Genomic DNA, 14,052 nt, shown 5'->3' on the forward strand with positions numbered 1-14,052 from the left:
AACGGCTTTATCGTGAAATTATTTCTTAACTCCTAAGCAAGTGATTGGACATTTAAAGACAAACTATTCTTTAAAGTACTTTACGCTTAAGTTAATATTTTTAAAATAGTATAGAGCATACTATTATTCTTAAAGGCGGATAAAGCTACTTTAAACTTCAAATTTATTTTAGTGCTGCTAGAATTTAATATTCTAAAACAGCATTAAAAAGAGAAAGACTAACCGTTATGATTAGTCTTTCTTTTTTTTATTCCTTAACCAAGTAAATTCCGTCTTCCTTGATTTCTATTAATTTCTCTCGGTACAAAGCACCAATAGCTTTCTTGAAGGTTTTCTTACTCATCTTCAAAACCGTTTTAATGTCTTCCGGATGTGAATTATCAGTCAAACGCAAGAAACCTCTGCTGGCTCTTAACTCATCCAGGATTTTTTCTGCATTTGGTTCGATACTTTGATATCCTTGAACTTGCAATGCCACATCAATTTTATTATCCGGACGAATTGTCTTGATATATCCTCGCATGCGGTCTCCCGTGCGAATCGCATCATCATACACTTCATCTTTGTACATCAAACCTTTGTACTTTTCGTTGATAATAACATTGATTCCTAATTCAGTGATATGGGAAACGATTAAATCGACTTCTTCCCCTTTTTCAACCGTTAGGTGATCATTTTTTAAAAACTGATTCAATTTACTGGAAGCCACCAAACGATTGGTTTTCTCGTCCATATAAAGGTACACCAAGTAGCGTTTCCCTTTTTCCATAGGACGCGCCTGCTCTTTAAACGGAACCAAAATATCCTTTTCCATTCCCCAATCCATAAAAGCACCAATCTGATTGGTATAATTCACACGCAAAAGTGCAAATTCATTCAATAATATATACGGTTCTAATGTTGTGGCAACGGGTCTTTCTTCGTGGTCCAAGTACACAAAAACAATCAACTCCTCACCTATTTCAAATTCGTTTGGTACATATTTGTTAGGCAACAGAATGTCATGAATTCCTTCGGGATCTTTTTCTGGATTCCCCAGAAACAAACCCACTTTGGTATCGCGTAATATGGTAAGCGTATTGTATTTTCCTATTTCAATCATTTTCTTTCAATTTCTAAAGCGCAAAGGTACGAAGTTTGAAAATAGTAAATTAAGAAACTGTCTACAAAAAAACAAAGCCAGAATCCGACGATTATTTTCTTTTTTAGGAGCATAAATTTACGTTGTTTCATCGCGAGTTGTCCCGCTGTCCGCAGTATCTTTTTCTCTAGTTCTCGATACTCGCTTTTCAAGCGAACTCGAACTGACGAGAAAAAGGATACTTGCTTCCATCGGGGCTAGATTAGAAAGTTTTGTTTTTCATAATTTCGAACATTATAAGAGTAAACAAATCCTAAAATCGTATTTCGCTTATACTTTCTTTTTCTTTTTTACTAACTTTGAGGAAACTAAAAAAAAACCAATTAATGAAACCAACCTCAATTCTCTGTTTGTTCCTACTACTATTCATTTCTCATACTAATTACGCACAAACCACAGTCGATGATCCCGAAATAAAAAAAATGGTTGCCGAAGTAAAATCCGAAAACATGGAAGCTACGGTTCGAAAACTCGTATCTTTTGGAACCCGACATACGTTGAGCGACACTAAAAGCAACACCCGCGGTATTGGTGCGGCGCAACGCTGGGTAAAATCAGAGTTTGATAAATATGCTTTGGCATCTAGCGGAAGACTAACTTCAGTTATTGATTTTTTTACCATCAAAGCAGACGGAAGACGTATTACCACCGACAGCCAGTTGGGTAATGTTATGGCAACCTTAAAAGGAACTGATCCTACAGATGATCGTGTATTAATTATAAGCGGCCATTTAGATTCCCGTGCTTCAGATGTAATGGATGCTAAATCAGATGCACCAGGTGCTAATGACGATGCTTCTGGAGTAGCTGCCATGATGGAACTGGCCCGAATAATGAGTCAAAGAGAATTTCCTTTTACATTAATTTTTGTAGCTGTTGTTGGTGAAGAGCAAGGATTGTACGGAGCCAAGCATTTAGCGGATGTTGCCAAAGATGGAAAATGGAACGTTATTGCGATGATTAATAATGATATGATTGGAAACAGTTTGTCCAGCGGTACATTATTGCGAGACAATACTAAAGTTCGCGTTTTCAGTGAAACAATTCCATTTTTAGAAACAGAAGCCGAATCAAAAATGCGTAAATCGACCAATCGAGATAATGACAGTCCATCCAGACAATTAGCCCGATACATCAAAACGGTTACCAATCAATATGTAGAGCAACTGGATATTAATTTAGTCTATCGCAACGACCGTTTCTTGCGAGGTGGTGACCACACTCCTTTTAGTCAAAATGGATTTACAGCCATTCGTTTTTGTGAAATGAACGAAAACTACGATCACCAACATCAAAATGTTCGAAAAGAAAATAACATCCAGTACGGCGATCTTGCCGAGTTTATGGACTTTGAATATATGAAGAAAGTAACGTGTTCTAACTTGGCTACGTTCAGTAATTTGGCTTGGTCTCCAAAAGCACCAACAAACGTAGGTATTGAAGTAAAGGATTTGACTAATTTTTCTACTTTAGCATGGACTGCTCCTGAGGGAAAATCAGTTTATGGATATAACATTCTTATCAGAGAAACGTCATCACAACATTGGGAAAAAGCAATTTTTGTAAAAGACACAAAAGCTGAAATCCCGTATTCTAAAGACAATTTTTTCTTCGCTGTTCAAACAGTTGATGCATTAGGACATTCCAGTTTACCGGTTTTCCCAGTGCCAATTCGTTAAAAATCGTTCAATAATAAACAAAAAAAGCGTTTGCCAAGGCAAACGCTTTTTTTATAGTAAAACATTTTAAAATTAAGTATTAATTGTAAACACTCTCTTTTTTGAAGTGAATAGTCAATAAATAATAAACGACCACTCTGTATTTATTTTTATTGGAACGACCGTATTTTTCCATAACGGCATCTATTGCTGTATCTAATTCCGGCCCATCTGCAAGCCCTAATTTCTTGATTAGAAAATTGTTTTTCACAGTATCTAATTCGGCTTGTTGGGTTCCGGCTACCGTTGCTGAATCATCATTATAAATTGACGGACCACAACCAATAGTTACTTTTGTTAACAAATCCATGTCTGGATTTACACCACATTTGTCTTTCAAATCGGCAGCATACTTTACAATTAATTCGTCTCTTGCACTCATAAATAAAAGTTTAATATTTGATTAATAGATTTTTACACTCTCAAATTTAAACATTTAATCATGCCTTTTAACGGACATCTCAAAATAATTAAACCAATTCTTTAAAATATTGCAGTAAAATGCTGTCGTTTTCCAAAGTAGGTGTGAAAATTTCTAAAATACTTGGTTTTTCATTTTGAGCATACAAAGCAGTCAAACTTGTCTCTAAACTCGCTTCATCGCTGGCAATACTATATTCAAAACCATACATTTTAGCCAAATGTTCCGCAGTTAAACAATGAGAAGTTTCAAAGAATGTATTAAAAACGGGACTTTCTTCATGTCCTGGTAAAATCCTGAATATTCCGCCACCTCCGTTATTGATTAGAATAATCTTGAAGTTTTTCGGGATATAATTGTTCCATAACGCATTACTATCGTACAAAAAACCAACATCTCCCGTTATGAAAACAGTCTGTTTTTCATAACGTCCAAATGACGAGACAGCCGCGCCAATAGCCGTAGAAGTACTTCCGTCGATTCCGCTGGTACCGCGATTGCAATATACTTCAATCGAAGGATGAACATCAATTAATTGTGCATATCGAATTGCTGAACTATTGCTTATTTGCAACTGACTATTGATTGGTAAACATTGAATCACTTTTTCGAAAACTTTAAAATCCGAAAAAGGAATTTTAGAAAGATACACGTCGCTTTTTAACTTTCGCAACGCTTTTACAGTATCTAATTGCTCGAAATAATTACTTTCTATTGCGTTTGCAAGCGGCAGGAAAGTGTCAAAAAACACATTTGGGTCTACTTCAAAATGTTTGGTCAAAGCGCCAAAAGTGTCATAAGCCCTCCAAGAATCAACATGCCAATGGTGTTTTGGTTTGTATTTTCTTAAAAAAGCCTTGATTCGTTTTGACACGACCATTCCGCCGAAAGTGACTAAAATATCCGGACGAAAATTTTCAAAATCTTCATTCGTAAAAGGTGTAATTATCGTGTCTATATTATTGATAAAAGTATCGTGATGCACGTTAGAAGTCGTTTCAGTCAGCACGACAACCGACTCCTCTTTGGCGAAAGCCTCTATTATATTTGTATTGATGGCATTCGGCTCATTCACACCAACCAAAATCATTTTTTTGGTGGAATTGTTCCAAATCGTTGCAAATTCTGAAACGTCTTCAATGGAAATTGCCTGAGTAGCATTTGCGGAAGCGATAGTTTTCACTTCGACTGAAAGTTCCGAAACGGTTTCGTACAAAGGTTCTTCAAAAGGCGCATTGATGTGAACGGGACCTTTTTGAGTGATTGCCGTATTGATCGCCTCGTTGATTTTTAAATCATTTTCGGTCGAAACATCCTCATGTAAATTAGCATTGTATAAGGAATGGTTTTCGAATACATTTTCCTGCCGAATCGTTTGTCCGTCGCCAATATCAATTTTGCTTTGTGGTCTGTCTGCCGAAATCACAATCATAGGAATCTGGCTGTAAAATGCTTCTGCAAAAGCCGGATAATAATTTAACAAAGCAGAACCGGAAGTACACACCAAAGCCACTGGTTGCTTGGTTTGTTGTGCTATACCCAATGCAAAAAAAGCAGCAGAACGCTCGTCAGCAATGCTGTAACATTGAAAAGCGGGATTATTTACAAAACCAATTGTAAGCGGGGCATTTCGAGAACCCGGGGAAATAATTATGGTGGTGATTCCTTTGGCCAAACAAATTTCAATAATGCTTTGTGCTAAAGGTATTTTGGGGTAAATCATTGTTTTAGTTTCAAAGAAACAAAGATACAAAGATGTAAAGGTTTTTCTCTAATCTTAAATAGTTTTCTTAAATTTGAAGGAAAATAAATTCTATATGGAAATCAAAATAAGACCGGCTGTTTTTACCGATTTAGATACAATATTGGAAATCATCAATCACCAAATACTGAATAGTACTTCGATTTATGATTATGAGCCACGTGATTTTGAAACCCATAAATTGTGGTTTGAAGACAAAATGAATCATGACTTGCCTGTTATTGTTGCTGAAACTGAAAACGGAACAATTGGATATGCTACTTATGGCACTTTTCGTCATAAAATAGGCTATCGTTTTACAGTGGAACATTCTGTTTATGTTGCGGAAGAATTTTTAGGAAAAGGTGTTGGGAAATTATTATTAGCTGAACTTATTCAATTGGCAAAAAAACAAAAATACCACACTATGATTGGCGTTATTGACTCCGAAAACAAAGGAAGTATTGCTTTTCATAAAAAATATGGTTTTGAAACCGTTGGCGTTATTAAAGAATCCGGCTATAAATTTGATCGTTGGTTGAGTTCCGTTTTCATGCAATTGATTTTAGAATAATTGAATTTGTACTAGAATATAGTTCGTTTATTCAACATATTTAGCTTTAAAAATTTTATGACTTTAAGACTTGAGACTTTATAGTATATTTGCACAACTAAAAATTTCATGGACTATACCTTACTTTCATCGCCTTTACAGGGATTTACCGACTTTCGTTTTAGAAATGCCCAAAACAAATTATTTGGAGGAATTGATACTTTTTACTCACCTTACATTCGCTTAAACGGAAAAATGGTTATCAAACCGTCTTACGAACGCGACCTGCTTCCGGAGAACAATCTTGATTTAGAGGTAATTCCGCAAGTGATAACAAACGATGCCGATGAATTTTTATTTGTAGCCAAATATGTTCGAGAATTGGGTTATAAAGAGTTAAACTGGAATTTAGGATGTCCTTATCCTATGGTTACCAAGTCCGGTATGGGTTCCGGTTTGATTAGCAATCCAGAAAAAATCAACAATATACTTCACAGAGCACATACTGAATCTGACATTATTGTATCTATGAAAATGCGTTTGGGGTATGAAAACAGTGAAGAAATTCTTGACGTTTTACCTATTTTAGATACGTATCCTATTAAGAATATTGCGATTCATGCGCGTATTGGGAAACAACTGTACAAAGGTGGTGTAAACTTAGATGCATTCCAGCATTGTATTGACAATACGAAACATAAACTGTATTATAATGGAGATATAACCTCCGTGACTAAGTTTCATGAAATGCAGCAACGATTTCCAACCATTGACCATTGGATGATTGGCCGAGGATTAATTTCGGATCCATTTTTACCTAGTATGATAAAAAACAATACTTCAGAATATCCTGCAAACAAAATGGAATTGTTCAGTGCGTTTCACGATACTCTGTATGCTATTTATAGTGAATCGCTTTCGGGTTCAACACATATTTTACTGAAAATGTACCATTTATGGGAATACTTTTCGGCTACGTTTTCAAATCCGCATAAGGTTTTAAAGAAAATAAAAAAAGCACAAAGCATCCGAAATTACGAAGCTGCTGTTGCGGAAATTTTCAAAAATGAAAAAATTTAAATTAAACCATTAAGAAATTAAGAAAAATTAAGCTCTGATTCTTAATGTAACTTAATTTCTTAATGGTTCAAATTTTAGAAAATATTCGACACTTACTCAAACCGCAAAAAAAAGAGATTTTCATTTGACTGAAAATCTCTTTTGATTATTTACTTAATAAAAATTAGCAAATTAGCGGTAGAAAATTATGCTTTGATCCAATTCAATACTTCAGGATCTGTTACCAAAGTTTTTGGAGAAATCACTTTTTCTAATTCTCCTTTTTCGTTGATTAGATATTTTTGAAAATTCCATTCTACAGTTGAATCTTGTAATCCATTTTTAGATTCTTGAGTCAAAAACTGATAAATAGCAGCCATATCATCCCCTTTTACAGAGACTTTATCCATCATAGGGAAAGTTACTCCGTAATTTAGTTGACAGAAAGTAGCAATTTCTTCATTTGTTCCTGGCTCTTGTGAAGCAAAGTTATTTGCAGGAAAACCTACAATCACCAATCCTTTATCTTTGTATTCTTTATATGTAGCTTCAAGATCTTTGTATTGTGGTGTCAATCCACATTTTGAAGCGGTATTCACAATCATGATTTTTTTACCTTTCAAAGAAGCAAAATCAAAACTTTTCCCTGATAAATCTTCTACTTTGAACTGATAAATTGTTTCTTTAGCTATAGATGGCGTACTCATATTGGTTTCAGATTTTTTAGGTTGTGCCTGATTTTGACAGCTAAATAAGATTAAAGCAAATGTGGCAATAAATACTAGATTTTTCATATTTAAAATTTTTTATAAAAATAGACAATTATTTGTCTGATTAAAATTTATTTTCGTTAAACACAAGTTAAAAAACAAAAGAAGCCTGACACTATGCAAATGCCAGACTTCCAAACAAATAAACAACAAATCTTCAATGCGTATTAAAAGGTATAGGTTATTTTTCCTTTCATAAAAAAAGGTGTTCCGGGAGTAAAATGAATCTCTTCTACACTCTCTGGTTCATTTTGCAACCTGGATTCTGTTGCAAACTGGGTTTCATTCCATTCGGTATCAAAAATATTCTCTACTGCAATTCCGAAATTGATATTCTTATATTGATAATTAATATTTAAATCCGAAATAAAATAGCCTTTGGCTACAATAGAATTATCTTCATTTGCCGGACGATTTTTTAAATAACGATACCTAATTCCTCCTGAAAAACCATTCACTTTCTGAAAACTTAATCCTCCAGTCGTGGTGAAATCTGGCGCTAACGGGATGTAATCCTGACCTTTTGGTTCATCAATACTCCTGGCATAAGTATAATTTGCATCAGCATCAAAATACAACCAGTCGTTCAGTTGATAGCGCAATCCTAATTCAGCTCCCATACGTTTTGATTTTCCGCTTGGCTCAATGATTCCAGCATCTCCCACGTATACAAATTCTTGCTCCAAAAATAAATACCACAAAGCAGAATTCACAATTAACTTAGGAAATGGTTTCCAAATGGTACCAATATCCGTTCCTATTGCGGTTGGTAAAATTTGTTTTCCACTGTTTTGAACCACCACTCGGGCATCATTCGAATGAAAACCCATTCCTGATTTTATAAAAAACTGCAAATTGTTATTCTGCGAATAAATAAAATTCAGTTTTGGAGAAAACTTAACTTTGGATTCCGATTGTGTTTTGTAATCCGTAGTCAACTTATCTTGGTAATTGAATTTGAAATAATCCAATCGAATGGCCGGATTAATCATCAATTTTCCAAAATTGAATTCTGAATTCAAGTACGAAAACAAATTAGATTCATCAATATCTCCTAATTTTATATTTTCTAAAACTGTTCTTCTGTTCAAAGTATGAGAAAGCTCCGTATCTTTTGTAGCGTCTGCACGAAAACCTCCACCAAACTGTAACAAAACATCTATATCATTTAATTTCGTTTTCTTATTCAACTCGGCATTCATTCCATAAATATCCCTGTTTTCTTTCTGTTTAATTTGGTCTCCGTTTATTGGATCTTCCAGGAAGAAAGTAAAATTCGAATACAATTCAAATTGATAATTTGAATAAAAAGCATTGGCTTTCAAGAACGTATTTTCATCAATTGGTTTGCTCAAACTAGCACTGAAATTCGTTCTGGACGTATTTCCTCCTTCGGTATCATCAACGGAACCAAATCTAGAAATCGTTCCATTATCAATCAAACGTTGCGGAATTTGTCCCGAAGCATCCCATTTGCTGGAAAAGCGAGAAGCCAAGATTGAAAACTTACTATTGTCGCTTAAGATAGCGGAATATTTCCCCAATAAATTAATACGGTTAAAATTCTGGGGAGAATCAAATGGACCATCTGTTAGAATATATTCTGTGGCAATATAGGCACTTTGTGTTTTTTGGTTGCCCAAAAGGTTAAACAAACCTACTGTTCTCATCGTGTTGAATTGTCCTATTTCAAGACCAATACTGCTTTTTTCGATTTTATCTTTAGTTTGGAAAGCAACGTATCCTGCTGTTGCAAAATCCCCTTTGTTAGCATAATACGTTCCTTTTCCAAAATCTATTTTTTCTACTGTTTCCGGAATTACAAAATGCAAATCGGCATAGCCTTGACCATGTGCATGAGAAACCATGTTTACTGGCATTCCGTCTACTGAAATGGCAATATCTGTTCCGTGATCGATATCAAAACCTCTCAAAAATATTTGCTCTGCTTTTCCACCACCTGCATGTTGTCCGATGAACAATCCGGGTACTTTTCGCAAAATTTCCTGAGAAGAATTTACCGGAGTGGTTTGCAAATCTATTTTTGAAATTACATTCATCGCCGAAAGTTTCGGTTGGATTACTATCTCATTCAATCTAAAAATATCATCTTCCAGAATGATTGTGTCATCCGAAGAAACAATGGTGAAGTTTGACTTTTTATAGCCTAACGCCGTTATCTTGATCACATTTCCCAAAACCGTTTTATCTAAGCTAAACAATCCAAATTCATTTGTATGGGCATGACTTTCAGAATTTGTATTCATCAAATAGGCATTTTCAACAGGATTTCCATCACTATCCAACACTTTTCCTTTTTGGACTTGGCCATAAGAAGACAACCCAAAAAGGGCAATCATCAGTAAAATAATATTTTTCATCCGCTACAATTGATTTACCTTTTTGTCAAAATTTGGACCCAATTCATACAAACTGGACAGTAATTCTTCCTTAATAGGTTTCGCTTTAAGCGCTAAATTATTTGATTTGTAAATCATTGCCAAGTGGTATTGTACTTTAGGTTCAAAGGATTTTCCAACCACATGATTCTGAGCAATTTCTAATGCTTTTTTATTTTCACCCACATTTAAGTACGCCCAAGCCAATAAATCATAGGAATCAGCAGTGGGTCTGTGCTCTACTTCTATTTTGGCAATTTCTAATGCTTTTGAAGCTGTTTTTTTGTCGTCTGCATAAATCAAAGCATTGTATTTGTTGTACATCGCACCATAATTATTTTTCTCCATCATAGAAAAATAAGCGTTTCTGTTTCTTATTTCATTGATTTCATCTCCTTTAAATTGTGCGATTTGAGATTTCAATAAATAAAAATCAGGTGTATTGTGTGTTAAAGCTATAGCATCAATAATTCTATTTGCTTCATTTATATTTCTTTCTTTAGAAAAAACTATCCAAGCAATTCCTTTTAAAGCATAGGAATAATTAGGATCTAAGGCTAATGTTTTTAGGAAACTGTTATATGATTCCTGAATTCTTCCGGCATGACCATAAAAATCTCCTAGATTAGAATAAGACCAAATTTTAAGTCCTTTATTATCTTCTTTTTCAGCAATATCTCGGGCCTTTTCCATGAAAGTTATGGCTGTATTCAAATCACCTTTGTGATCGTTCCATTTTGCCAAACGAATCAAATAATCAAAACTATTCATGTCTCTTATCGCATTCAAGTTTTTAACTGCTTCAGGATAATTTCCCAATTCCATTTGAACGTCGAAAAGTAATTTTTGAGTTTCTTTTTTTCCTTCGCCTATTGCCAATGCTTTATTTGCTAACAGCAATGCTTCTTTGAAACGATGTTGCGAAATATAATTTCTAGCCAAAGATCGAATAGTTGAAACTCTGGAATAATCATACGCTTCGTTTGATTTTGTCAATAATTCTTCTGTTTTATATAGGTTACTAATATCGCCTGTATATTCAAAAAGTGTGTTGTAGTTTGATGCTAATTGACTTAAATAACTAATTTGATTTGGAGCATCATCAAATTTTTTCTGCCAAAAGTCAATTTCTTTATGTGCAAAATTCAATGATTTGTTGTCCTTTAAAGTCAAATATTTATTATAGTCTTCCGTATTTGTAATTTGTTCTGATTTAGTCTCGCAACCGAATATAAATAGGATTGTGAAAACTAAAAATGATATTGTTTTTAAAGTTTTCATACTCTAATTGTTTTGTTTGTTTGTTTGTTTGTTTGTTTGTTTGTTTGTTTGTTTGTTTGTTTGTTTGTTTTAAAAAAAAACAGAGCGAAAATTGTTGCAAGCGCTCTGTTTTTTTTTTAGAAATATTACCAAGCAGCAGCTAAGTAAGGGAAAGTTGTACCAAATGCTTTATCATTTGCATTCACATTATCTTTAGTAAGACCTGGATTAGAAGTACCAGCTGAACCACCAAAAATCAATAATAATTCAACATCAATTACATCATCTGCCAATGCCCTACCTGTCAATATATTAGTTCCGTCAAAGAAAGTCGTTTTTGCTGTTTTAGACACTCCTAATACATCTGTAGCCAAAAGACCTGTAAGCTGAGCAGCCGTTTGTCCTAAAGCATTTGTAGTATACGCCGGATTCAAAGCTAATAGTCTAGATTGAAAAATAGGTTGGTACTTTGCTCCCATTGCCGAAGGAATTGCAGCATTAAAATCATCTTTAGGTTGCCCTGCAGCAACGAATACAGTATTGATTGCCGGTCTTGCCATTTGATCTTGCTGAACATAAGTTCCTGAAAAATCAAGGCTTACAGTAGAATCACCGTTTGAATCGTCATTATCACAATTTACTGAAACAACTGCAGCTACTAGTGCGATTGTTATAATTTTGAATTTATTTGTTTTACTCATGATCTTTATATTTAAGTTTTTTGGAAATCGTAAATCTTCGATTTCATGTTTTTACTTTTTTAAATAAAATTAATTATTGTTTTTTCTTAGTTTCAGCCCAAACATTGATTGTACTTGATGAGCCTAACATTGTTTTTGGAACTTCTACTACTATTGACATTACATTAGTTCCTGCAAATGTATCTGTACCCGGATTATTAAATCCTGTAGCTGTTCCTCCAAGGATTGCTTTAAACTGACCTAAATCAAAGAAGAATGGATCATCTCTTGGTCCTGCGAAAAATTTCATTCCGTTTTGCTCAGCTGTTAAAGCCGTTGCACCATAAGAAGATATTGTAACATTTCCTGTAGCAGCAGTAGTTTTAACTGTACTTGATGTTCCTGTAGTTCCTGGAGCAACTGGTCCAAAGAAATACATCTTGTCATCTCTCTTGATTGCTTGAATCACTAAGTCTTCAACATTGTCACCTGTGTTATCAATATTGATTTCAACCATTACATTTTCTTTAAATGTAGCAGCACCTGTTGCATTAGGGCTTAACAGACCTTGTGTGTTTACTGCAAATACTAAATTACTAGTATTTTGACCTTGAAAAGCATACACATCAGTAATATCACCTGCATCACCTGACATTGTTGCTGGAGCATCTATGTGATCCGCAGCTACTAATATTAAGCCCGAAACCGCCACTAGCGATAGACCTAAAATCATTTTTGTTTTTTTCATTTTGTTATAAGTTAAAAGGTTATAGAAGCATTTACGGGAAAGTGTTTCTTTTGGTTTTAAAAATGGTAATAAAAAATCAATTTAATTTTTAAGTAATTGATTATCAATATTTTAAATACTTAAATAAAATACAATTATTTTTATTTTAATTTTTTTATTATCTTAACAATCATTAAATCAATCATTTTTAAATAAGATTGTATAAGTTTGTATAAGTAAAATAGTAAGATATGAGTCAAGAAGAGTTATTGGTATTAATTTATAAGAAAGACGAAAGGGCATTTACACATCTATATGATATGTATTCCAAAAGTTTATTTTCGGTTATAAATATTCTTGTAAAAAATAGAGAAGAAGCAGAAGACGTGCTTCAGGATGTATTTGTAAAAATTTGGAAGAACATTGATTCCTATCATGAAAGCAAAGGAAGATTCTACACTTGGATTCTTAATATTGCCAGAAATACATCTATAGATAAACTGCGTTCAAAAAACTTTAATAACAGTCAAAAAAACCTTTCTACAGATAATTTCGTAAATCACTTTGAAGACAGTTCTAAACTGGTTGACAAAATGGATACAATTGGTTTACAAGATTTTGTAAAAAGACTAAAACCAAAATGTATTCAAATAATAGATTTACTGTTTTTTAAAGGCTATACCCAACAGGAAGCTTCGGATGAATTGGCAATTCCTTTGGGAACAGTAAAAACACAAAATAGAAATTGTATTAATGACCTAAGAAATTATTTGAAAGTATAATGGAAATAAAAGAATATATAGAATCAGGAATCCTGGAGCTTTATGTTTACGGTTTACTAAGTGAATCCGAAAACGAAGAGGTAAGCACCATGGCGAAAAATAATCAGGAAATTAACGACGAAATTATAGCTATTGAAAAAGCAATTGTTGCCTTGTCTTCCAGCTTTTCACCGTTTCATTCTGTGGCTAATTATGAAAAAATAAAAGAAAAACTAGAGCTTAAACATGCTAAAGTAATCGAATTGGAACCTACCAGCAATTGGTCACAATACATAGGTTGGGCTGCAGCAATTCTATTATTAGTTGGTATTGGATATCAGTACAATCAACTGGATCAAACTACTACCCAAGTTGCCAATTCTGAAATTGAGAAAACTAAATTAGAAAAAGAGTTTAACGTCTTAAAATTAAAAAATACAGCTAACGAAACCAGTTTAGCGGTTGTAAGAGATGTTAAAAATACTGTTGTAGCACTTGGTGGACAAGCAGTTGCTCCAGAATCTTTTGCAAAAGTATATTGGAATCAAGATACTAAAGTAGTTTACATTGATGCTGCCGGTTTACCAGAACCACCTGAAGGAATGGTGTATCAGGTTTGGGCATTGAAATTAAGCCCGTTGACTCCTACCAGCATTGGTTTATTAGAAGACTTTGATGTAAATGAACAAAAATTATTTGCAGTGAATAATGCCAATGAAGCAGAAGCTTTTGGTATTACACTTGAACCTAAAGGTGGAAGTTTAACTCCTACAATGGAACAATTATATACGTTAGGAAAAGTATAAAAAAATTCTTTTTCTA

At 33.9% G+C, this 14,052-nt stretch carries 13 protein-coding genes; 5 read left to right on the forward strand and 8 right to left on the reverse strand.

Annotated features, from left to right (window positions below):
• Window positions 1-247 precede the first annotated feature (247 nt).
• Complete coding sequence (locus QLS97_RS10905) at window positions 248-1,102, reverse strand: CvfB family protein (RefSeq protein WP_121365211.1); 855 nt, start codon at window positions 1,100-1,102, stop codon at window positions 248-250.
• Window positions 1,103-1,467: 365 nt separating this feature from the next.
• On the opposite strand from QLS97_RS10905, the gene QLS97_RS10910 reads away from it, so the two are divergent.
• The gene (locus QLS97_RS10910; protein ID WP_282716658.1) at window positions 1,468-2,820 is read left to right on the forward strand and encodes a M28 family metallopeptidase; all 1,353 of its coding nucleotides are present in this window, start codon (window positions 1,468-1,470) and stop codon (window positions 2,818-2,820) included.
• 79 nt (window positions 2,821-2,899) lie between these two features.
• Here QLS97_RS10910 and QLS97_RS10915 read toward each other — a convergent pair whose 3' ends face one another.
• The gene (locus tag QLS97_RS10915) at window positions 2,900-3,241 is read right to left on the reverse strand and encodes a DUF2853 family protein (protein ID WP_282716660.1); all 342 of its coding nucleotides are present in this window, start codon (window positions 3,239-3,241) and stop codon (window positions 2,900-2,902) included.
• Window positions 3,242-3,329: 88 nt separating this feature from the next.
• Window positions 3,330-5,003 (reverse strand): 2-succinyl-5-enolpyruvyl-6-hydroxy-3-cyclohexene-1-carboxylic-acid synthase, encoded by a 1,674-nt coding sequence (gene menD / locus QLS97_RS10920; protein ID WP_282716662.1) that lies wholly within the window; start codon window positions 5,001-5,003, stop codon window positions 3,330-3,332.
• A gap of 94 nt (window positions 5,004-5,097) precedes the next feature.
• Here menD and QLS97_RS10925 point away from each other — a divergent pair, with 94 nt between their 5' ends.
• Together QLS97_RS10925 and QLS97_RS10930 are read left to right on the forward strand one after the other, a co-directional pair.
• Window positions 5,098-5,595 (forward strand): GNAT family N-acetyltransferase, encoded by a 498-nt coding sequence (locus QLS97_RS10925; protein WP_282716664.1) that lies wholly within the window; start codon window positions 5,098-5,100, stop codon window positions 5,593-5,595.
• 108 nt (window positions 5,596-5,703) lie between these two features.
• A complete protein-coding gene (locus tag QLS97_RS10930) occupies window positions 5,704-6,654 on the forward strand; it encodes a tRNA dihydrouridine synthase (protein WP_282716666.1) in 951 nt (316 codons plus the stop codon).
• Between the two features lie 185 nt (window positions 6,655-6,839).
• On the opposite strand, the gene QLS97_RS10935 is transcribed toward QLS97_RS10930, so the two are convergent.
• The 5 genes from QLS97_RS10935 to QLS97_RS10955 all read right to left on the reverse strand — a co-directional run bounded on the left by QLS97_RS10935 (window position 6,840) and on the right by QLS97_RS10955 (window position 12,490).
• Window positions 6,840-7,340 carry a glutathione peroxidase gene (locus QLS97_RS10935; RefSeq protein WP_428831789.1) on the reverse strand — a complete coding sequence of 167 codons (501 nt, stop codon included), beginning with the start codon at window positions 7,338-7,340 and terminating at the stop codon, window positions 6,840-6,842.
• A 230-nt stretch (window positions 7,341-7,570) separates the two neighbouring features.
• On the reverse strand, window positions 7,571-9,784 hold the full coding sequence (locus tag QLS97_RS10940) for a TonB-dependent receptor (protein ID WP_282716668.1): 2,214 nt from the start codon (window positions 9,782-9,784) through the stop codon (window positions 7,571-7,573).
• Window positions 9,785-9,787: 3 nt separating this feature from the next.
• A complete protein-coding gene (locus QLS97_RS10945; RefSeq protein WP_282716669.1) occupies window positions 9,788-11,083 on the reverse strand; it encodes a tetratricopeptide repeat protein in 1,296 nt (431 codons plus the stop codon).
• A gap of 125 nt (window positions 11,084-11,208) precedes the next feature.
• Window positions 11,209-11,763 (reverse strand): DUF4331 family protein, encoded by a 555-nt coding sequence (locus tag QLS97_RS10950; protein ID WP_282716671.1) that lies wholly within the window; start codon window positions 11,761-11,763, stop codon window positions 11,209-11,211.
• A 73-nt stretch (window positions 11,764-11,836) separates the two neighbouring features.
• Window positions 11,837-12,490: a DUF4331 family protein gene (locus tag QLS97_RS10955; RefSeq protein ID WP_282716672.1), complete on the reverse strand. Its 654-nt coding sequence runs from the start codon at window positions 12,488-12,490 to the stop codon at window positions 11,837-11,839.
• A gap of 230 nt (window positions 12,491-12,720) precedes the next feature.
• Here QLS97_RS10955 and QLS97_RS10960 point away from each other — a divergent pair, with 230 nt between their 5' ends.
• A complete protein-coding gene (locus tag QLS97_RS10960; protein WP_282716673.1) occupies window positions 12,721-13,251 on the forward strand; it encodes an RNA polymerase sigma factor in 531 nt (176 codons plus the stop codon).
• Entirely contained in the window at window positions 13,251-14,036 is a 786-nt protein-coding gene (locus QLS97_RS10965) for an anti-sigma factor (protein WP_282716674.1), read from the forward strand. Before QLS97_RS10960 ends, QLS97_RS10965 begins: the two co-directional genes overlap by 1 nt.
• The last annotated feature ends 16 nt before the right edge of the window (window positions 14,037-14,052 follow it).

Origin of the sequence: Flavobacterium yafengii, from assembly GCF_030010375.1 — a bacterium.
Classification (GTDB): domain Bacteria; phylum Bacteroidota; class Bacteroidia; order Flavobacteriales; family Flavobacteriaceae; genus Flavobacterium; species Flavobacterium yafengii.